The organism is Anaeromassilibacillus sp. An200 (genome assembly GCF_002160025.1).
In the GTDB taxonomy this organism is placed as follows: domain Bacteria; phylum Bacillota; class Clostridia; order Oscillospirales; family Acutalibacteraceae; genus Caccousia; species Caccousia stercoris.
This window is the reverse complement of the sequence record NZ_NFJU01000012.1, coordinates 72,683-92,449: the sequence shown is the minus strand read 5'-3', so window position 1 is coordinate 92,449 and position 19,767 is coordinate 72,683. Positions and strand designations below refer to the sequence as shown.

Annotated in this window: 24 protein-coding genes; 19 read left to right on the top strand and 5 right to left on the bottom strand. The window is 54.7% G+C overall.

What is annotated here, in order from left to right; genetic code table 11:
- The coding region (locus B5F35_RS07935) for a zinc ribbon domain-containing protein (protein ID WP_140401179.1) at positions 1-640 on the bottom strand (640 nt) is incomplete at its 3' end.
- Positions 641-908: 268 nt separating this feature from the next.
- Here B5F35_RS07935 and B5F35_RS07930 point away from each other — a divergent pair.
- The 7 genes from B5F35_RS07930 (at position 909) to B5F35_RS07895 (ending at position 4,370) form a co-directional block, all read left to right on the top strand.
- On the top strand, positions 909-1,094 hold the full coding sequence (locus B5F35_RS07930) for a hypothetical protein (RefSeq protein WP_087239760.1): 186 nt from the start codon (positions 909-911) through the stop codon (positions 1,092-1,094).
- Positions 1,081-1,434, top strand: a complete 354-nt coding sequence (locus B5F35_RS07925; protein ID WP_087239758.1) for a hypothetical protein — start codon at positions 1,081-1,083, stop codon at positions 1,432-1,434. Before B5F35_RS07930 ends, B5F35_RS07925 begins: the two co-directional genes overlap by 14 nt.
- A gap of 49 nt (positions 1,435-1,483) precedes the next feature.
- On the top strand, positions 1,484-1,864 hold the full coding sequence (locus B5F35_RS07920) for a helix-turn-helix transcriptional regulator (RefSeq protein WP_162611372.1): 381 nt from the start codon (positions 1,484-1,486) through the stop codon (positions 1,862-1,864).
- 287 nt (positions 1,865-2,151) lie between these two features.
- A complete protein-coding gene (locus tag B5F35_RS07915) occupies positions 2,152-2,802 on the top strand; it encodes a putative periplasmic lipoprotein (protein ID WP_087239754.1) in 651 nt (216 codons plus the stop codon).
- A 15-nt stretch (positions 2,803-2,817) separates the two neighbouring features.
- The gene (locus tag B5F35_RS07910) at positions 2,818-3,366 is read left to right on the top strand and encodes a hypothetical protein (RefSeq protein ID WP_087239752.1); all 549 of its coding nucleotides are present in this window, start codon (positions 2,818-2,820) and stop codon (positions 3,364-3,366) included.
- 493 nt (positions 3,367-3,859) lie between these two features.
- On the top strand, positions 3,860-4,054 hold the full coding sequence (locus B5F35_RS07900; RefSeq protein ID WP_087239748.1) for a hypothetical protein: 195 nt from the start codon (positions 3,860-3,862) through the stop codon (positions 4,052-4,054).
- Complete coding sequence (locus tag B5F35_RS07895) at positions 4,041-4,370, top strand: hypothetical protein (RefSeq protein WP_140401178.1); 330 nt, start codon at positions 4,041-4,043, stop codon at positions 4,368-4,370. The genes B5F35_RS07900 and B5F35_RS07895 overlap by 14 nt, the downstream gene beginning before the upstream one ends.
- Positions 4,371-4,410: 40 nt before the next feature.
- Here B5F35_RS07895 and B5F35_RS07890 read toward each other — a convergent pair whose 3' ends face one another.
- Positions 4,411-4,854: a helix-turn-helix domain-containing protein gene (locus B5F35_RS07890; protein WP_087239744.1), complete on the bottom strand. Its 444-nt coding sequence runs from the start codon at positions 4,852-4,854 to the stop codon at positions 4,411-4,413.
- On the bottom strand, positions 4,851-5,195 hold the full coding sequence (locus B5F35_RS19435) for a transposase (RefSeq protein ID WP_140401177.1): 345 nt from the start codon (positions 5,193-5,195) through the stop codon (positions 4,851-4,853). Before B5F35_RS19435 ends, B5F35_RS07890 begins: the two co-directional genes overlap by 4 nt.
- Positions 5,196-5,242: 47 nt before the next feature.
- Here B5F35_RS19435 and B5F35_RS07880 point away from each other — a divergent pair, with 47 nt between their 5' ends.
- A complete protein-coding gene (locus B5F35_RS07880; RefSeq protein WP_087239742.1) occupies positions 5,243-5,542 on the top strand; it encodes a hypothetical protein in 300 nt (99 codons plus the stop codon).
- Between the two features lie 261 nt (positions 5,543-5,803).
- Here the strand turns inward: B5F35_RS07880 and B5F35_RS07875 are convergent, their stop codons facing one another.
- Positions 5,804-6,709 (bottom strand): PocR ligand-binding domain-containing protein, encoded by a 906-nt coding sequence (locus B5F35_RS07875; protein WP_242969440.1) that lies wholly within the window; start codon positions 6,707-6,709, stop codon positions 5,804-5,806.
- 113 nt (positions 6,710-6,822) lie between these two features.
- Between B5F35_RS07875 and B5F35_RS07870 the strand changes: the two genes are divergently transcribed.
- The 8 genes from B5F35_RS07870 (at position 6,823) to B5F35_RS07830 (ending at position 15,847) form a co-directional block, all read left to right on the top strand.
- Positions 6,823-8,406 carry a xylulokinase gene (locus tag B5F35_RS07870; protein ID WP_087239738.1) on the top strand — a complete coding sequence of 528 codons (1,584 nt, stop codon included), beginning with the start codon at positions 6,823-6,825 and terminating at the stop codon, positions 8,404-8,406.
- Between the two features lie 245 nt (positions 8,407-8,651).
- Positions 8,652-10,121 (top strand): L-arabinose isomerase, encoded by a 1,470-nt coding sequence (gene araA, locus B5F35_RS07865; protein ID WP_087239780.1) that lies wholly within the window; start codon positions 8,652-8,654, stop codon positions 10,119-10,121.
- 15 nt (positions 10,122-10,136) lie between these two features.
- The gene (locus B5F35_RS07860; protein WP_087239736.1) at positions 10,137-10,832 is read left to right on the top strand and encodes an L-ribulose-5-phosphate 4-epimerase; all 696 of its coding nucleotides are present in this window, start codon (positions 10,137-10,139) and stop codon (positions 10,830-10,832) included.
- A 400-nt stretch (positions 10,833-11,232) separates the two neighbouring features.
- Positions 11,233-12,279 carry a CPBP family intramembrane glutamic endopeptidase gene (locus tag B5F35_RS07855; protein WP_087239734.1) on the top strand — a complete coding sequence of 349 codons (1,047 nt, stop codon included), beginning with the start codon at positions 11,233-11,235 and terminating at the stop codon, positions 12,277-12,279.
- Entirely contained in the window at positions 12,276-12,776 is a 501-nt protein-coding gene (tadA, locus tag B5F35_RS07850) for a tRNA adenosine(34) deaminase TadA (protein ID WP_087239732.1), read from the top strand. Before B5F35_RS07855 ends, tadA begins: the two co-directional genes overlap by 4 nt.
- 166 nt (positions 12,777-12,942) lie before the next feature.
- Entirely contained in the window at positions 12,943-13,599 is a 657-nt protein-coding gene (locus B5F35_RS07845; RefSeq protein ID WP_162611370.1) for a DUF4830 domain-containing protein, read from the top strand.
- A gap of 245 nt (positions 13,600-13,844) precedes the next feature.
- A complete protein-coding gene (locus B5F35_RS07835) occupies positions 13,845-14,546 on the top strand; it encodes a pseudouridine synthase (protein WP_087239779.1) in 702 nt (233 codons plus the stop codon).
- A 188-nt stretch (positions 14,547-14,734) separates the two neighbouring features.
- On the top strand, positions 14,735-15,847 hold the full coding sequence (locus B5F35_RS07830) for an ABC transporter ATP-binding protein (RefSeq protein WP_087239726.1): 1,113 nt from the start codon (positions 14,735-14,737) through the stop codon (positions 15,845-15,847).
- A 98-nt stretch (positions 15,848-15,945) separates the two neighbouring features.
- Here the strand turns inward: B5F35_RS07830 and B5F35_RS07825 are convergent, their stop codons facing one another.
- On the bottom strand, positions 15,946-17,223 hold the full coding sequence (locus B5F35_RS07825) for a helix-turn-helix domain-containing protein (protein WP_087239724.1): 1,278 nt from the start codon (positions 17,221-17,223) through the stop codon (positions 15,946-15,948).
- A 177-nt stretch (positions 17,224-17,400) separates the two neighbouring features.
- On the opposite strand from B5F35_RS07825, the gene B5F35_RS07820 reads away from it, so the two are divergent.
- Genes B5F35_RS07820 through B5F35_RS07810 form a run of 3 tightly spaced genes read left to right on the top strand, consistent with a single transcriptional unit; the run spans position 17,401 to position 19,760 of the window.
- On the top strand, positions 17,401-18,042 hold the full coding sequence (locus B5F35_RS07820; RefSeq protein WP_087239722.1) for a cobalamin B12-binding domain-containing protein: 642 nt from the start codon (positions 17,401-17,403) through the stop codon (positions 18,040-18,042).
- A 16-nt stretch (positions 18,043-18,058) separates the two neighbouring features.
- Complete coding sequence (locus B5F35_RS07815) at positions 18,059-19,087, top strand: uroporphyrinogen decarboxylase family protein (RefSeq protein WP_087239720.1); 1,029 nt, start codon at positions 18,059-18,061, stop codon at positions 19,085-19,087.
- A gap of 1 nt (position 19,088) precedes the next feature.
- Complete coding sequence (locus B5F35_RS07810; protein ID WP_087239717.1) at positions 19,089-19,760, top strand: uroporphyrinogen decarboxylase/cobalamine-independent methonine synthase family protein; 672 nt, start codon at positions 19,089-19,091, stop codon at positions 19,758-19,760.
- Positions 19,761-19,767 lie beyond the last annotated feature (7 nt).

The following is a 19,767-nucleotide window of genomic DNA, read 5'->3' as shown; positions in this document are numbered from 1 at the left end:
TGCGGGCCACCGGATCAGTTTTGGCCGCAGTCTCTATGATCTTCCTTTCCTCCGCCGTGAAAATTTGCTTTTCTTTCGTGGTTGACTTCCCGACGTTCAGCCCTTCCGCATAGTTTCGGGGGATGATATCATTTGCCTGCGCCCATTTGCAAAGCTGAGAACACAGCACGCGCACTTGATTTTTCAGGCTTCGGGATTTCCCGTCAAGCTGGTCGATGATCTCTTGATAGTCCGCCGTTCGAATCTCCCGCATCTTCCGGGCCGCAAGCGGAGAAAGCTTTTTCCAAGCCCCGCTATACATAGCCTGCGACTTTTCGGACAGCTCCGGCCACGCCTGAGCCTTCCAGCGCTCATATACTTCCTCCAAAGTGATGTTATACCAGTCCGGCAATCTCTCGCCCTGTATGCCCGCCAGCGCTTCTATAGCCGCCGTTTTCGTTTCGTAGTATCCGACGATAACGCCTTTTCTTGCGGCCACCCACGGCCTTTTTCGCTTGCCTTTCAGCCGGTACGCCGTCCCCATCCCGTTTGCGCGCTTCCGGGCCTTGTTTGTGCCGGTCGTTTGAGCCTGCTTCTTCCCACACGCCGGACAGTATAGAGCACCCGCCGGCAGCGGCTCTTTGCATCTTACACACAACAAAAATACCACCTCCAAGGTATAGCTTGAAAAGCCTACCCAAGACGTGGTATAATCTGATTGGATGGTCAGGCTATACCTTTCAGGTAAGCTTGTTCTATTTTCGCCGCTCTGGTGTTCCAGCACCAGAGCGGTTTTTAAGCGCAATATGTTGCGAGAATACGGACTGGATACACAAGTTTCCAAATTTTTAAAATTATTTTTCAACCCCTTCTATTGATTTTTCAAATAAAACTGAATATACTGAATGTATAGGAGGGAGCGATTAGTAATGGCGACAAAGAGTATTTTGAAAACTATCCACATTAAAAATCAAAAATCCGCTTTAGCCCTTGTCAACGCTCTCGAAAACGCCAATGGTAAAGCAAAGAAGAGAGTGTCTATGACCAGATCCTATTCAGACGCTTCCAGAGAAGAAATAAAGAAGATGTTTGGAGAGCACAATGACGGGATTTAAAATTGTCAATTTGAAAATATTGATAGAAGAAATTGGGGAGGAGCCTGTGAAAGAGCTGCTCTCCAATTTTTCATGTCCGCTCAATAAGGATGTAGAAATTTTTCTTAAACAAAAAGCAATTGAATTTTCTAAGCAAGGACTTTCGCAAACACATCTGGTTTTTGCGTCTTACAAAGGGAATCCGGAAATAGTTGGGTATTTCTGTTTGGCCAATAAATACATCACCGTTCAGCGAGAAAAGCTGTCAAAAACCCTCAGAAAGCGTATTTCTAAATTCTCAGTATTGGATCAAAGTGTTGGTTATTATTGTTTGTCATCCCCGTTGATTGCTCAACATTGACAATACACGGAAACAAGCATATAATATGATCAAGATTGGAGGTGACACGGTGAATGAGCGTATAAAAAAACTGAGACAAGCATTAAATCTTTCTCAGGACGAATTTGGCAAAAGATTAGGTGTAACTCGAGGAGCTATCACTAATATTGAATTGAACAAAGTCGAGCCGAAGCCTCTTTTTGTTGATTTAATTTGTCGGGAATTTAACGCCTCTGAAAACTGGATTCGCACCGGGGAAGGTGAAATGTTCGTCGAGAAAACAGAGAGCGAAGAACTGGCCGCTTTCTTTGGGGATCTTCTGAAGGATGAGCCGGACTTCCGGCACAGACTGATCGCTGCAATGTCCCGGCTCACGCTGGACGAGTGGAAGGTGCTTGAAAAGCTGGCTGTCGAAGCTGTTGAGGGCATAAAAAAAGACGGCTCCGAATAAACGGAGCCGCCGGGCGGTGCGTTATACAATATGTAGCACAAACTGATAGATACACCTCAATGTTCTTTCGTTTGCCGCTTTGAACAGCCGCACGATGGACTCAATGATTTCTTCTTTTTGCATCCTTTACACTCTTCTTTCTGCGCGTTCTTTATGTTTCCTGTGAATAAATTATAGAACGAATGTTCGACTAAAACAAGCGGCAAATCTTCCAAGATTTCATGGGATTTTTCTCTATGAAAAGCGAGTAAAAGTCCTGATTATAGTACACATGTGAGGTTAAAATTATGAAAGCTCTGTTATGTTATATTCTAATTGCTTGTTTGTTTTTAACAGGATGTAGCGCGTCCAGTCAAGATGAAACTGAAATAGCTTACTCAGAGCCCATAATTGAATCAACAGTTTTTGAACCTTATCAAGCGACTTTGAAAAGCGGGCACTATATTGTCGGAATGGATATTCCTGCCGGAGTATATAAAATTTCAGCAACAAAAGGAAATGGAAACCTTATTTGCTCTGAAGCCGGGGTAAATGAAATTATGGGTGTAAATGATGACCCTATGTACATTGAAGAATATAATAATGCGGATCTTGAAGTAGGGTATATTTTATCGGTTCTGGATATCACAGTTAGAATAGAAACAGATGCAGCCGATATGACAAATGTTTATAAAAGAGACAATCCGGCTCAAAACAAGGTTATTTTAAAACCTGGCATTTATGTTTCTGGTCAAGATTTTGATCCGGGTGCGTATGACGTTTTTGTTCGAGAAGGATATGGGAATGTTATTTCGGATAACAGCGAAAGAGGAATTAACGCAATAATGGGAGACACGGAAGACGATTTTTGCATCACAGAGTTTAATAATCTGTTGCTGGATGAAGGAACTTCTTTAGAAGTGTCTGGATTGACCATATTGTTATACCCCAGTAAATAAAGGGAGTGGATCCGTATGACGTTCAAGCAAATGCGCGAAGCGCGAGAAGAGGCATATGGCCGAAAGGTTCCGGGGATACGGGCGTTTTTCAGCTTTTGGGCCCCTGTTGTGTTTTTGCTTTCTTTGTGGGGCGTTATAGACGCGGTACAAAACTGGAACGGTGATGCAGTAGGGTTTATCTCTTCACTGGCTCTGGCCGTGTCCGCTTTTTCAGCCGCGGTATTTGGGCGCTTTTGGGATAAAGCCGCATGGATTAGCGGGCTTGTTTCCCTCGGGGTGTTTTTTGTGTCCAGAACGTGGGATTTCGTCTCCGTAATCTCATCCATGTCCGGCCTTACCTCCGCATTAACCGGAGCGGTTTCCGATGTGGGCGGAGAGATGGGCGGAGTTGGCGGCTTTGTTGCAGGTGCCGTCAATGCAGGAATCAGCTTTGGCAGCGGGATAGTTATGGCGGCAACCATTATGGCGTTTCTCTTATACTTGGTTTTTATCGCTTATTATGTATATATTTTTATTCGCCACAGTGAGTTGTTTCTCTCTGATTTTTCACAGGCAGAAGCGTAATAAATAAAATGTTGCCCCGGCCCTACACGGCACTGGAGCAGCGAAAATTTTCTGCTTTGGGTTGACTTTGCTTTATTGGAGGACTTGGAAAATGGGATTGACAGTGTTTATCGATGGGAAACCTCGGTTTGAAATCATGTACACCCGGTACTCGCAGTTCATCCAAAATCTGATTGAAACAGCATACGGGCCTGAGTGCCGGAAAATCTTTGAGGATATCTATAATCGCCCCATGACAAGCGCAGAGGCAGATTTCTGGAATGTGCGATGCAATGACGCTCTGGATATCTTGATACAGCATCCGGATGATCGAGGGGATATATCTCCCGAAGAATGCCGGAGGATATACGAGGCGTTAAAGCCGTACCATCTTGATGCTGTCTGTCGATATCAAAATCAGTATGTGGATGTGTGCGAGCGGTGGAAAGAAATGCTCCTATACTGCGCTGAAAACAACGTTCCAATGGAGTACAGATAAAGGGAGAATAGATGGATGGAAGAAAAGCACCGATACCATTTTGAGGTGGATTTTGAGACTTCGGAAGACTTAGAAACCCTAAATGCGGAAAATCTGAAAATCGAGATTTTACGGGCGATTTCATCCGCATGCGGCTGCAACATTATTGTGGGAGGCGCTGCGGCGGTTTTGGCGAAGGAAAGGGGAGAGGGTCGTCATGCCTACGTATAGTATCACGTTAGAGTTTGACACGTCGGAGGAAAGCTTGCTGGAAAAGATCCCGCTTGCCAACGTGGCGGAAATTCACGACGCGATTGCATCCGCGGCGAAAAACGCGCTGAAGGCCTATTGTCATGTGGATTGGTGCGAATCTCACTTCTCGCAGAAAGCTCCGCTTCTTCTGTCAGACGCAAAGAATCACCCATTTGTGCAGGATGTTCGCGCGTCGTGCGGATGGTGCTTTGGCTGCCGTTATGCAGATACATGCTCGCAGGATTCTAATTTTTGCAATTCGGAAAATGACAAATACGAAATGAAAGACTATTAAAAAATCCGCCCCTCCTGTTGGCGCAGGATGGGTGGATTTTTTATTTTACATATCTTTCAATTTCGGCCAGCTCTTGAATTCGTTCGAGAGCTATTTTTTGCCCTTTCGCGTTTAGCTTGTGCACCTCCTCTATTATCTCATAGTCGATCGGCGTAAAAGTGATACTTTCCCAGTTCTCCAAAATCGCCGCTGCTTCTGCTTGAACTGAAAAATATCCACCGGTTTTTTGTCTTGCAAGATGGCCGAGTTGGTAAAGAGTCTGTAAGTGCGCCGATTCCTCCTCCGCTGTGTTTGACTCAATCAGCATAGATAAAGACACTCCAAAAATCCGGGAAATCATTCTCCATGTTTTCATCGGAGTTTCTGTTTTTCCTGTTTCATAGTTTTTCAAAGACGCCAAAGAGATCCCACACAATTTTGCAAAATCAGCCTGCGTAATTCCTGCCCCGGTTCTTATGGCTCGTATTCTTTCTCCAAAGTTCATTGGGTGCACCTTCTTCCGTAAAACAAATGTATGACATTTGTTTTATAGTTTTGAACCCATTGATACAATAGTCTATCTTGAATACCGGCCTCGATTGCCACTGACACACAGGATTTTCCGGACATTACTTGGGATACTAGTTCCAGCCGTTCTTCTGGTGTCCAGTTCCTGTTGAAATTTTTGTGTTTCAGTGCTTCTGGACCGCGGCTATCCTCTGCTCTTACCCATAGTCTCACTTTATCCCGAAAGGATTTATCGCTAACACCTTCCGGCGTTTCTGGCCATTTTCCTTCTCGATACAGTTCTACACATTTCCTTTTGTACTCATATGTGTACCGCATAATAATACCCCCTCTACTGGGTGTCCAGTAAAGGGGGTACATATCACATGAGAGCTCCGTTTTTGGCGCGCCCGAAGGGACTCGAATTCCTGACCAGCGTTGGGGCAGTTGTCTCCGGAATTGTGGGAATCGTGCTGAGAAAGAAGGACAAGGGCTTGATTGTGTGGAGCATTCTGGCTTTTGTTGTGGGCATTGCATTTTTTGCAAGCGCGTTCATTGCGATTGGAAACAGCAGCGGCGAATACAGCAACTACGGCAGCCGCCGCGCTTTGGCTTATCTGTGTGCGCTTCCGATTTTGCAGGGGATCTGCTATATCGGTGTAGAGAAAAACTGGGCGGAAAAATGAAGAAATATCAGCAATAATACATTCCATACAGCAAAACAGCGGTGATCTGACAAAATGGTCAGTTCACCGCTGTTTTGCTATATTTCCTGAAAAAACAGGGACAGGATTTGTGTGCGGCGGGATTTTCCAAAATTGAGAGTTCAGAACAGCGGACCCGACACATACCATACAGGCAAAAAATCGGATTGTCTCAGTGGAGAGAGTTGAACAAAAATCCAGTATTTCGAACAGAACACACTATCTTTTTCCACTCGAAATGATCTATACTGGAGCATGGGAGGATTTCATTTCCTCCACGGCAGTGGAATCGTCTGAAGCGCCCGGGAGGGATCTCGCGTCCGAAGCGTATTTGCGGCGGTATTCGCGGGGTGTCATCCCCATCTGGCGGCGGAACAGGCGGAAAAAGTAGTTATAGTCCCGGATACCGACACGGCGGCAGATTTCGGCGTTTGTCAGGCTGCCGGAAGTCAGAAGGGACGCGGCCGTCTGGATTCGCAGGCGTGAGATATAGTCGGAAATCCCGCAGCCGAACATCTCCTTGGAGAGATGGTACAGCGAGGTGCGGCTGATCCCGAATTCCCGGCAGATCCGTTCCCCGGAAAGATCTTCGTGCAGATGCTGCTCCAGAAAGCGGCTCAGGCGGGCCTGGATGCTGTCCGGGGCCAGACGCGCGAGCCGGGCCTGATACATGGCGTTCGCCGCCAGCATCAGCAGATCGGCGGCGGATTGCAGAATACGGTAGGGAGTGCGCGTGAGTCCAGTGTAGGCGCTGTGCAGAAGCGTTTCGGGAATTCCATACGGCGCGCAGCACTTTTTTACCTGCTCCCACTCCGCTTCCTCGTCCGCTCCCTGGACAATATGGCTCAGCAGCAGGTATCCCACGGTCGCGCCCCCGGCGCGGATCGGCGCGATCACCTCGATCAGCCCGGCATGGCATGGGTAGACAATCGCCTCCATCTGGCGGCAGGCCATGCGGCAGGCGTTGCGGTCACAGGAGCGGCAGGCTTCGCTGCCCGCGGGCGTACTGCGGATCAGGCGGCAGAATTCCGGGCGTTCCTGGGGATAGGATAAAATGTCTTCGCCCCACGCGTCAAAGACAACCGTGCGGATCCCGGTCAATTCATAAAAATCGCGCAGCAGCACTTGAAGCTCCGTCGTTTCAAACACAGCGAGCAAAAGCCACCCCTCCTTCCTTTTCATTCATTTCATCTATTATACGCTGTGGCCGTCCTTCCCGCAAGGACGGCGCCGCGTAAATCTGATAAGGCGGTGATCTCTTTATGATTCAATGGAATAAGACGGCGCTCGGCATCGAGCTGGGCTCCACACGCATCAAGGCTGTTCTGATCGGCCCCGACCACTCTGTGTTGGCCAGTGGTGCGCACGACTGGGAAAACCGGTTTGAGGACGGCTACTGGACGTATCATCTGGATGACGCATGGGCGGGCGTGCAGGACGCTTACGCCAAGATGGCGGCTGAGGTCAAGGAGAAATACGGCGAAACGGTGACGACGATCGGTGCGCTCGGCTTCTCGGCGATGATGCACGGCTATCTGCCGTTTGACGCTGAGGGCAACCAGCTTGCGGGTTTCCGCACTTGGCGCAACACCACGACAGAGCAGGCCGCGGCGGCGCTGAGCGAGCTGTTTTCCTTTAATATTCCGCAGCGCTGGAGCGTGGCGCACCTGTATCAGGCGATTCTGAACGGTGAAACGCACACAGCAAAAATTGATTATCTCACCACACTTGCGGGCTATCTGCACTGGAAGCTGACAGGCCGCAGAGTCATGGGTGTGGGCGAAGCGTCCGGCATGTTCCCGATCGACAGCGAGACCGGCACTTATGACGCCGATATGCTCGCGAAGTTCGACGCGATCGTTGCGTCGGGTACGCTGGCCAAGCCGCTTGCGGAGCTGCTGCCGGAGGTTCTCTCCGCCGGCGAGGACGCAGGCGTTCTGACTCCCGAGGGCGCGAAGCTGCTCGACCCCACCGGCCAATTGCAGCCGGGCGTTCCGATGGCTCCGCCGGAGGGCGACGCCGGAACGGGCATGGCCGCGACGAACAGTGTGGCGGAGCGCACCGGCAACGTGTCCGCCGGCACGAGTGTGTTTGCCATGATCGTTTTGGAGCGTGCTCTCTCGACGCTGTACCCGGAAATCGATATGGTGACAACACCGTCCGGCAAGCCGGTAGCCATGGTGCACTGCAACACCTGCACCTCCGATCTCGACGCATGGGTACGTCTGCTCGGCGAGATGGCCGAGGCGGCTGGTGCTTCCCTGAAAAAGCCCCAGCTGTACGATCTCTTCTATGAAAAGGCGCTCGCGGGCGATCCGGACTGCGGCGGCCTTGTCAACTATAACTATTACTCCGGCGAACCGGTCACGGGCGTGGATGGCGGCCGTCCGCTGTTTATGCGCTGTCCCGACGCAAAACTCACACTTGCAAACTTTGCGCGCGTGCAGCTCTACTCCGCGATGGCAACGCTCAAGATTGGTATGGATATTCTGTTTGAGAAAGAAGATGTCAAGGTCGACACGCTGCTCGGCCACGGCGGATTGTTCAAGACGCCGGTTGTCGGCCAGAGACTGCTGGCAGGCGCGCTGAATGTGCCGGTTGCCGTGATGGAGACGGCGGGCGAGGGCGGCCCCTGGGGCATGGCGGTGCTTGCGGCCTACCGTGTGAACAGGGAAGAGGGCGAGACGCTCGAAGCGTATCTGGAAAACAAGGTTTTCGCGGGCGCGAAAAAGACGGTGGAACAGCCGGTCGCGGCGGATGTCGCGGGCTTTGCGAAGTTCATTGCGGACTATCGCAGCGGCCTGACGGCAGAGAAGGCCGCGGTCGAAGCCCTGCCGATGGAGTAAACAACAGGTAGGCTAAGCCTGCACACATGCCCGTGCGTTGACGCGGCGTAGCCGGATGAAGTTTTCGCCCGCCTTTTTCAAAAGGCGGCGGGGTGGAGGGGCAGAGCCCCCCAAAAGAAATAAGCGCGAAGCTATGCCGGTGCGGCAAAAAGAGCGCAGCGAATTTTTGCGGGCACGAAGCTTGCGTGCAGCCCAGCCATTGCATCAATAAAAGAATAACAACCGAAAAGGAGACAATTTCCATGATGAAGGATTACCAGTTCTGGTTTGTCGTTGGCAGCCAGTTCCTATATGGGCCCCAGGTCCTTGAAACCGTGGCGCAGCGCGCCGCCGAGATGACAGAGAAGCTCAACGCTTCCGGCAAGCTGCCCTGCAAGCTGGTTTATAAAGTAACAGCCAAGACCAACAAGGAGATTGCCGACGTGGTGCGCGAGGCCAACTACGATCCCTCCTGCGCGGGCATTATTACCTGGTGCCATACGTTCAGCCCCTCCAAAATGTGGATCAACGGCTTTGTGGATTTGCAGAAGCCCTACTGCCATTTTGCGACGCAGTATAACCGCGAGATCCCCAACGAGGAGATCGACATGGATTTCATGAACCTGAACCAGGCGGCGCACGGCGACCGCGAGCACGGGTTCATTGCGGCCCGCCTGCGCATGCCGCGCAAGGTCATTGCCGGTTACTGGCAGGATGAGGATGTGCAGGAGCGCCTTGGCTCCTGGATGCGCGCCGCTGTCGGCGTGGCGTTCAGCAAGAGCCTGAAGGTGATGCGCTTCGGCGACAACATGCGGGAGGTTGCCGTCACGGAGGGCGACAAGGTGGAAGTGCAGGCGAAGCTCGGCTGGCAGGTGAACACCTGGCCGGTGGGCAAGCTGGTTGAGACGATGAACGAGGTCACGGACGCGGAGATCGACGCGCTGATGGATGAATACCGCGCTTCCTATGAGATTGCCACGGACAACATTGAGTCCATCCGCTATCAGGCCCGCGAGGAGATCGCGATGAAGAAGATGTTCGACGCCGAGGGCTGCAAGGCCTTTTCGAACACCTTCCAGGATCTGTACGGCATGCGTCAGCTGCCCGGCCTGGCCAGTCAGCACCTGATGGCGCAGGGCTACGGCTATGGCGGCGAAGGCGACTGGAAGGTCGCGGCCATGACGAGCATCCTCAAGGCCATGAGCGAGGGCCAGACGGGCGGCACCGCCTTCATGGAGGACTACACCTACCATCTGGAGAAGGGCAACGAGTACAGCCTGGGCGCCCATATGCTGGAGGTCTGCCCGTCCGTCGCGGCGGAGAAGCCCCGCATCGAGGTACATCCGCTCGGCATCGGCGACCGTGAGGATCCGGCCCGTCTCGTGTTCGAGGGCCACGAGGGCAAGGCGATCGTCGTCAGCCTGGTGGACATGGGCGGCCGCCTGCGCCTGATCTGCCAGGACATCGAGTGCGTCAAGCCGATCATGCCCATGCCGAACCTGCCGGTTGCGCGCGTGATGTGGAAGGCTATGCCGAACCTCACCACGGGTGTGGAGTGCTGGATCACCGCCGGCGGCGCACACCATACGGTGCTCAGCTATGACGTGACCGCCGAGCAGATGAAGGATTGGGCGACGATGATGGACATTGAGTTTGTCCACATCACGAAGGATACAACCGTCGAGAGCCTGGAGCATGATCTGTTCCTCGCCGACCTCGCGTGGAAGCTGAAGTAAGAAGGAGGTTCCCTCATGCTGGAACAACTGAAACAGCAGGTTTATGAAGCCAATATGGAGCTGCCCCGCCGAGGGCTTGTCACCTACACCTGGGGTAACGTTTCGGGCATTGACCGTGAGAGCGGCCTGTTTGTCATCAAACCGTCCGGCGTGGAATACGACGAGCTGCGCCCGGAGGATCTGGTGGTGCTCGATCTGAACGGCAACAAGGTAGAGGGAAAGCTGAATCCCTCCTCCGACACCAAGACGCACATTGAGCTTTACAAGGCGTTCCCGGAGCTGGGAGGCATCGTCCACACGCACAGCACCCATGCGGTGGCATGGGCGCAGGCGGGACGCGATATCCCGTGCTTCGGCACGACGCACGCCGATTATTTTTACGGCCCCGTTCCCTGCGCACGCGCGTTGACGCAGGAGGAAATCGACGAGGACTATGAGAAGAACACAGGCAAGGTGATTATCGAAGCGTTCCATGGCCGGAACATCCAGCCCATGCATGTTCCCGGTGTGGTTTGCTCGAGCCACGGCCCGTTCACCTGGGGCAAGGATGCCGCGCAGGCGGTGTACCATGCCGTCGTTCTGGAGGAAGTCGCAAAGATGGCGCTCCTGACCCTTCAAATCGATCCGAACGCCGCCCCTGCTCCCCAGCGCATCCAGGACAAACATTTCCTGCGCAAGCATGGCCCCAACGCCTACTATGGTCAAGGCTGAGCCTTGACGCAAATCGCGCACACCGCCCAAGGCTGAGCCTTGACGCAAATCGCGCACACCGCCTCCGGCGGTGAACCATGGTAAAGCACATCGACCCCTCTGCGATCTCACGTCGCAGAGGGGTCTTTCTGTGCGGCCCGCGGCCCGGCCATGGAGCGGCACGGAAGGTTGGCTGCGATTTTCAGCGGAGTGCGGGTTTTGGTTCCGACAAATTTTACCGGTCTGTGAATTCTTCGCGCGCGTTGTTTACGCATTTTGCGCTTTGTGTTATAATGAACGCAAACACGCTGAGCCTGCACGCAGCGGCCCGCGCGTTGGAAATATCAGCCAGCGGTGTGGGGCAGTTTAAACAGGATCCCGTATTGTTCTATAGTAACCAAGGAAAGGGGGATTTCCCCACATGTATCCATATCCCTATCAACCGGGCGGTTCTCCCGCCCCTAATTTCCCCGGCAATCCAGGAGCGCCGGGCGCGCCCGCGTGGCGGCCCGATCCCTATCGGGAGGAGCTGTTCCGGGCGCAGACCGCGGAGCAGCGCATCCTGCGCCGCCGCAGCTCGTGGACGGGCTGGGCTGTGCTGGCTTCCCTGCTTCTGCTGAATGTGCTGTTTACGGGCTGCTTTCTGCTTCTGCCAACCGCGGAAAACAGCGCGGCCTATTTTATGGAAGTTACCTTCGCCTACACGATCAGCTTTGCGCTGTCGGCGCTTCTGCTTACCAAGGCGCTGAATATGCCTCTGGATGCGGCCCTGCCCATGCAGAAAACGGGGGTGCTCACGGCGATCGCCGCCGTGCTGTTTGGAGCAGCTGCCTGTAACCTGGCCAATTATCCAGCCAATATTGTCGCGATGCTGCTCGACTCCGCGGGACTGAGCGGAGCTGTGCCGGAGTATGGGGTGGACGGTTCGGCCCTGACGAGCGTGTTCCTTGTCTTGGCGAGCTGTGTGGTTCCCGCACTGGTGGAGGAATTCCTGTATCGGGGCGTCATTCTCCGCGCGCTCATGCGCTTCGGCACGGGCTTTGCGATTCTCACCTCCTCTTTGCTGTTTGCCCTCATGCACGGCAATCTTTCGCAGATCATCTTCGCGTTCCCGCTCGGCCTGCTGTTTGCTATCCTTGTGGTTCGCACAGGGAATCTGTGGATCACGATTGTCGTTCATTTCCTGAACAATTTCCTGTCCTCCCTCTATCTGATTGTGAGCGCGACAGCCGGGACGCAGGCGGCGGATCTGTATTCCACGATCTTCCCGCCGGTGCTTTGGGTGCTCGGCGCGGTGGGGCTGGCGTATCTTCTGATTCACTCGCGCGGGACATTTTTCCGTCTGAGCCCGCCGCGCACCCTTCTGCCGAACTCGATGAAAGCATCCGGTTTCTTTGGCAATCCGGGTATTATCCTGTTTTTGTGCTACACGGCATTCAGCTGTGTTCTGTATCTGATTTCGTCATGAGCGGAAACGAAGCCTGGAAAGCCTTCACTCTGCCGGAACCTTCCCCCGCCGCCGACGAGCGCTTTATGCGTGAAGCAATGGCGCTGGCCCGCGAGGCGGCAGCAGAAGGAGAAGTCCCGGTGGGCGCCGTGGTGGTGCGTGCGGGTGAAATCGTCGGGCGGGGACGAAACCGGCGAGAGAGGGACAAAACCGCGCTCGCACACGCGGAGCTGGAAGCCATCGAGGATGCCTGCCGCACGCTGGGCGGCTGGCGGTTGTGGCAATGTGTGCTGTATGTCACGCTGGAGCCGTGCCCCATGTGCGCGGGAGCGGCCATTAATGCCCGGATTCCTCGCGTGGTCTATGGAGCGTCGGATCCGAAGGCAGGATCGTGCGGGTCGCTCGTCAACCTCTTTTCCCTGCCGTATAACCATCATCCGGCGGTTACGTCCGGCGTGCTGGGAGAGGAATGTGCCGCCCTCCTGCGGGAATTTTTCCGATCTCTGCGGCCGCGCTGAAGGGCAAACGGGCCAAAACGGTAAGCCGATCACGGCGGCCTTTGCTGTGCGGGTATGAAAAGCCTGTGCGGGAAAAGGCCGCCTTTTTTGTGCCCGGGCGGCTTTGCGCATATTCCTCGTTCTCTCCTCATATGTATGCAGTAACGAGATGAGGGGGAGTGGTTCCATGTTCGTGGTCTCAGTCAAGACGGGGAAAAAACGGATGATTCTGGTGCTGGCGGCGGTTCTGGTAATCCTGACGGCGGCGCTTGCCGCGGGAAAGCTTTTGGGCGGCGCACAGGCGGCGCAGTCTCTGCCCGCAGGAGAGACAAACGAACAGCGGCTTGCTTTTCTTCAGGGGTATGGCTGGGAAGCGGACACAGAGGCCGTGGAGGTGCGTGAGATTACGATTCCCGACGTGTTCGACGACGTTTACCTAAAATACAACGAGGTGCAAAAGGCGCAGGGCATGGATTTGGAACCATACGCAGGAAAGACCTGCCGCCAATGGATTTATAACGTCACCAATTATCCGGCGCAGGGAACGGTGCACGCTTCCCTTCTGGTGTTTGACGGGAAAATTATCGGCGGCGATCTGAGCAGCACGGAGCTGGACGGCTTCCTCTGCGCATTCAACGGCGAGGGAGCGGAGCTGCCGTGGTCGGTTTCCTCCGAAATACCGGAGACAGCGTCCTCCGTGTCCACCAGTGAAACGGTTTCGTCTGAGCCTGCCGTCACGTCTGAGCCTGCCGCCTCCGCAGTGTCCTCCGGGACGGAGAGCGCGGTTTCCGCCGCGGAAGCCGCCGCGGAGCCCATCCCGGATGACGCCTGGCCGATCGATTAAAGGAAAGCCGGTTTCACAAAGCCCGTGCTTCCGGGGAGCGTGATTCCGAGGGCGCGCGGTTTTCCCAATAGCAGAAGCTGCCACTGAAAACGCGGAGCGCATGAAAGTTTTTTGCCCAGCTTTTTTTCAAAAAAGCTGGAGGAGCGCATGAAAGTTTTTTGCCCAGCTTTTTTCAAAAAAGCCGGAGGAGGCATGAAAGTTTTTTGCCCGGCTTTTTTTCAAAAAAGCCGGAAAAGGGGGAAATCATGGAGAGGATTGACAAAATTCTGGCTCTGCACAATTTTGGGAGCCGGAAGGAGGTTGGGGCGCTGATCCGAAAAGGCGGCGTGACCGTGAACGGAAGTCCCGTGAAAAAAGCAGACGAAAAGATCGACCCTGAGAAGGATGAGATCCGGGTGCTGGGTGAGCCGGTGACGCTGCGGCGTCATGTGGTGCTGATGATGAACAAGCCGGGCGGCGTGCTCTCCGCCTCGCGCGATCCGAAAGCGGAAACCGTGGTGGATCTGCTTGAGCCGGAGCTGTACCGGCGGGGGCTGTTCCCGGCGGGACGGCTGGACAAGGACACGGAGGGCCTGCTGATTCTGACGGACGACGGCGATCTGGCCCACCGGATGCTCGCGCCGAAAAGCCATGTCTATAAGCTTTATCAGGCGCGGCTGGACAAGCCGGCGACACGGGAGGACGCGGCGCTTTTCGCACAGGGACTGCATGCCGGGGAGCTCGAATGCCTGCCCGCGGAGCTGATTTTGGGAGACGATCCGTGTGAAGTGCAGGTGCGTATTCGGGAAGGAAAATTTCATCAGATTAAACGAATGTTTCATGCGGTAGGCAAGGAAGTGGTCTATCTGAAACGGCTTGCGATCGGAAATTTGAAACTGGATCCGGCGCTTGAGCTGGGGCAGACGCGGCTTTTGAGCGAGGAAGAGCTTACGAAGATTTTCGAATGAAACAATCATAAGCATATTTTACTAATTTGAAAAAGCAGATTTGGGATTTGTCAGATTCTCATAATGATTTTCCGTAAAGTTTGGGTAAAAAAAGCCTGTTCAATTCTCCCCGATTCTGGTATGATAATTACAGTTCGGGCGGTCCAATTGGGGGCTGCGATATAACGCTTTGATTCAGGAGGATTATTATGGCAAGCGTATCTTTGAAAAACGTCTACAAAATTTACGACGGCGGCGTAACCGCGGTTACGGACTTCAACCTGGAGATTGCCGACAAGGAGTTTATCATCCTCGTTGGACCTTCTGGATGCGGTAAGTCCACCACCCTGAGAATGATCGCCGGCCTGGAAGAGATCAGCAAAGGCGAGCTGTACATCGGCGAAACCCTGGCAAACGACGTCGCCCCGAAGGACCGCGACATCGCCATGGTGTTCCAGAACTACGCTCTGTATCCGCATATGACCGTGTTTGACAACATGGCGTTCGGCCTGAAGCTGCGCAAGACCCCGAAGGATGAGATCAAGCGCCGCGTGGAAGAGGCTGCCCGCATTCTTGATATTTCCCACCTGCTCGACAGAAAGCCGAAGGCTCTGTCCGGCGGCCAGAGACAGCGTGTTGCGCTGGGCCGTGCTATCGTCCGTGACCCGAAGGTCTTCCTGCTTGACGAGCCGCTCTCCAACCTGGACGCGAAGCTGCGTGCTCAGATGAGAACCGAGATCTCCAAGCTGCATAAGAGACTGGGCACCACGTTCATTTACGTTACGCATGACCAGACCGAGGCTATGACCATGGGCGATCGCATCGTGGTTATGAAGGACGGCTTCATTCAGCAGGTCGACACGCCTCAAAACCTGTATGATTATCCCTGCAATGAGTTCGTGGCCGGATTCATGGGCTCTCCGCAAATGAACTTCATCAACGCTTCCATCGCCAAGAACGGCGCCGACTATGCTCTGACCTTCGGTCAGTACAGCATCAAGATTCCGGCCGCGAAGTACAAGGACGTGGATCTGGGCGCTTATGTGGGCAAGGAAGTTGTGTTCGGTATCCGTCCTGAGGACGTGCATGACGAGCCTGATTTCCTCGCGAAGGTCAGCGACGGCATCGTTGAGGCCGACGTGGAAGTGACCGAGCTGATGGGCGCTGAAACATATCTGTACCTCAACTGCGAGGGCAACTCCATCACCGCGCGTGTTGAGCCTACCTCCACCGCGAAGGCGAACGATAAGATTAAGATTGCGTTCGACCTGAACAAGATGCACCTGTTCGACAAAGAGACGGAAAAAACCATCCTGAACTAAGCGAGAATCCATATAATAAACCGCCGCGGGACACAGCCGGTCTGTGTTCCGCGGCGGCTTTTTTTGCGTGTTTTTGCCTGTGTGAAAAAGTCGGACGCTCAGGACAGATTGAGCAGCGTTTCTTCCTCCAGTTTCTTTTCCCGCCAGACGCTCGGCAGCATCCCGGTGATGCGTTTGAACACCTTGGTGAAATAGCTCTGATCCTCAAAGCCGACCAGAAGGGAAATGTCCGTCAGGCGCAGCTTCCGGTTGGCCAGAAGCTCCTTTGCTTTGTTGATGCGGATGCGGTTCAGATATTCGTTGAAGGTGATGCCCGTTTCCTTTTTGAAAATCCGGCAAAGGTACGGCGGTGTGAGGTAAACATGCTCCGCCGCCTGACGAAGTGTGATGGGTTCGCTGTAATGTTCCCCGATATACTGGATGCAGCGGTGGATCACATTGGCGTGCTTGGCGTCGGAGAAGGTGAACAGCTCGTTCATGAAGCCGCTGAGCGCACCGGAAAGCCAGAGACAGAGGCTGTCGATGGAATGGAAATGAATCATGCCGCTGAGAGCCTCCTGGTTCAGCCGGAGAGTCCGCTGCGGGTCGGCGCCGCTGTTGATGGCTGTGCGGGAGATGAGGACCAGAAGCTCATACACGCGGGCCTTGACCAGCTCAATGTCGGCTCCGCCCGCAAAGAGGATGGCTCCCAGAAGCTCGTTGAGCAATCGCTGGGATTCCTCCCTTTCCTGACGGGTGATGCTTTGCAGAAGCCTGCGTTCCAGCTCAAAGGGATAGTCGCGGGTGTCTCCCTCCTGCTTGAGTGTCTGGATGTAGGCCGTAATCTGGCCCTGGATCGCGTCGGAACGGCGGCTTTGCAGGAGACGGTTTTCGGCGGAGACGTTGTTGAGAAAGCCCACGGCCATGAAAAGCAGCGTGGAAAGCTGATTGACGCGTTCCGGAGCGGCAAGCGGCACATCCTCCACAACGCGCATGGCGGCTTCCAGCGGTTCCCCCGTAAGGCAGGCGTTTTCGATCAGCTCACAGTCGATGAAATCCTGCCGCTCCACCATGATAAACGGGCCCACGGTGATTTTTGCCTCCGCGCCGTATTCGCTCAGAATGGGGGAGACAAAGCAGGTCAGCCCTCTGGGACAGAAGTAGATATATTTTCCCCCAAACCGCGCGGCTTCCGTCATACCGTAGATATGTGCCCGGATACAGCCTGTGCGGGTGCCGCCCATCACCTCGCAAAGGCGGCACTTCTCGCAGCTGTAGCCGAAGTCCGCGAAGGTATTGCCTTCCTTGTCCGAAAGGGTGCAGCCCAGCCCGGTGGAGAGGGAAAAGGCCCGCGCACATTCTTCCGCCAGTTTTCTGTCAAACGCTTCCTCATGCATCCGCTCCGCCTCCAGTCCCTTTTTCCTTTATTGTAAGAAGTCTTTTTTGGAGTGTCAAGAAAGAGGATAAAAAAGTGCCAAAAAAATCTCTTTTGTACAAGGAAAAATCAGGAGCAGGATTTATAGTAAAAGCACCGGAACACGGGTTGAAATTGAAAGGGAAAAGGGGAAAGCGCAATGAGTATTCTGAACGAAATTTCTGAGAACCTGCAAAAGGGTAAGGCCAAGGTCGTCAAGCAGCTGGTGCAGCAGGCGATCGACGAGAACATCCCGGTGGAAACCATCCTCAACGAGGGACTGCTCAGCGGTATGAGCATCATCGGAGAAAAGTTCAAGAACAATGAAGTGTTTGTGCCGGAGGTGCTGGTGGCCGCGCGCGCGATGAACATGGGTGCGTCCCTGCTCAAGCCGCTGATGGCTGAGGCCGGCGTTGAGGCGGCAGGCAAGGTGTGCATCGGCACGGTGCGCGGAGACCTGCACGACATCGGCAAGAACCTTGTGAAGATGATGATGGAGGGCAAGGGCCTTGAGGTCATCGATCTCGGCACCGACGTCGCTCCGGAGACATATGTGCAGACAGCGATCGAGCAGGGCTGCCAGATCATCTGCTGCTCCGCTCTGCTGACCACCACGATGTGCGAGATGGAGAACGTCGTGAAGCAGGCCAATGAGGCCGGTATCCACGGCAAGGTCAAGATTATGGTGGGCGGCGCGCCTGTCACCCAGGCCTTCTGCGAGCAGATCGGCGCGGATTGCTACACGCCGGACGCCGCAAGCGCTGCCGACGCCGCTGTGGCGTTCTGCAAGGCTACCGCCTGATCGGAGGACATCAGTTATGAAGCGAAATATGAAGCAGTGGCTTGACGCGCTGCGGGATTCCCCGGTGAAAAAGGCGATGCCGGTGCTTTCCTTCCCGGCTGTGCAGCTTATGGGAATCAGCGTGCGGGAGCTGATTTCCGACAGTGACGCGCAGGCGCGCGGGATGCAGCTTGTGGCGGAGCGCACGGACGCGGCCGCCGCGGTGAGCCTGATGGATCTTTCCCTGGAAGCGGAGTGCTTCGGCTCGCAGATCCGCGTCTCGGATGACGAGGTGCCCACGGTGACGGGTGCGGTCGTCACGGACGAGGACGAGGCGCAGGCGCTGGCTGTTCCCGCCGTGGGAGCCGGGCGCACGGGGATTTATCTGGACGCGATGAAAAAGGCGCTGGAGCTCATCCAGGATCGCCCGGTGTTTGCGGGAGTTATCGGCCCGTTCTCGCTGGCGGCGCGCCTTCTGGATGTGACGGAGATCATGGTGGACTGCTACGACGAGCCGGACATGGTGCATACCGTCATGGAAAAGGCCACGCAGTTCCTCATTGCTTACTGCAAGGCGTATAAGGATCTGGGGGCAAATGGTGTCGTGATCGCGGAGCCGGTCACGGGCCTGCTTTCCCCGGCGCTCGCGGAGGAATTTTCCGCCCCGTATGTCAAGCGTGTGGTCGACGCGGTGCAGGACGACAGCTTCCTTGTGGTGTATCACAACTGTGGAAACGCCGTGCTGTCGATGATGGATTCCATTCTCTCCACCGGCGCGGGCGCGTACCATTTCGGCAATGCCATCGACATGGCGGACGCACTGGCTCTTGTTCCGGCGGATACCGTGGTGATGGGCAACATCGACCCCGCCGGGGAATTCCGCAACGGAACGCCGGAGTCGATCCGGAAAGCGACGCTTGATCTGCTGGAACGCTGCGGCGGACATCCGAATTTTGTGATTTCCTCCGGCTGTGATATTCCGCCGCTGTCCAAGTGGGAGAATATCGACGCGTTCTTTGCCGCGGTAGCGGAGCATTACAAGCATAAAGGAGCGGAATCTGCATGATATGGGCATGGAAAACATGTGCTTTGCGATGTACGACTATCCGGAGCTGTTCCACAAGATGATGGATCAGCTTTCGGATGATTACCTGGCCTACTATGAGTTCCTGCGCGGGGAGGGGCTTCTGCTTCCCACCACCGGGTGTGAGATGGTCAGCCAGGGAAGCCGGTGCTTCACGGACGATCTGCCGTCCGGCGGTATTTCCGGCCCGGGCGACGTGTGGGGCTTCATGGATTCGCAGGAGACGGTCAGCATTTCGCCGGACATGTACGGGGAATTCATCTTCCCCTATTATAAGAAGATTGCGCAGACCTTCGGGCTTCTCTCCTACGGCTGCTGCGAGCCGGTGGATCCCGTGTGGAAATATGTCGGCACGCTGGAAAACCTGCGCAAGGTCAGCTGCTCCCCGTGGTGCAACGAGGAAATCATGGGAGAGAACCTGCGCGGAAAGAAGATCATTTTCCATCGCAAGCCCAGCCCGAATTTCCTGGGCGTGGGCGAGACGCTGGACGAAAACGGCCTGCGCGAGCACATCCGCAAGACGCTTCAGGCGGCGGCAGGGTGTGAGCTGGAAATCACGCAGCGCGACGTCTACACCATCCATCACGATGAGGACAAGGCCAGACGTTTCATCGCAATCATCCGCGAGGAGATCGCGAACCACTGGAAGCCCTGACGGGCAG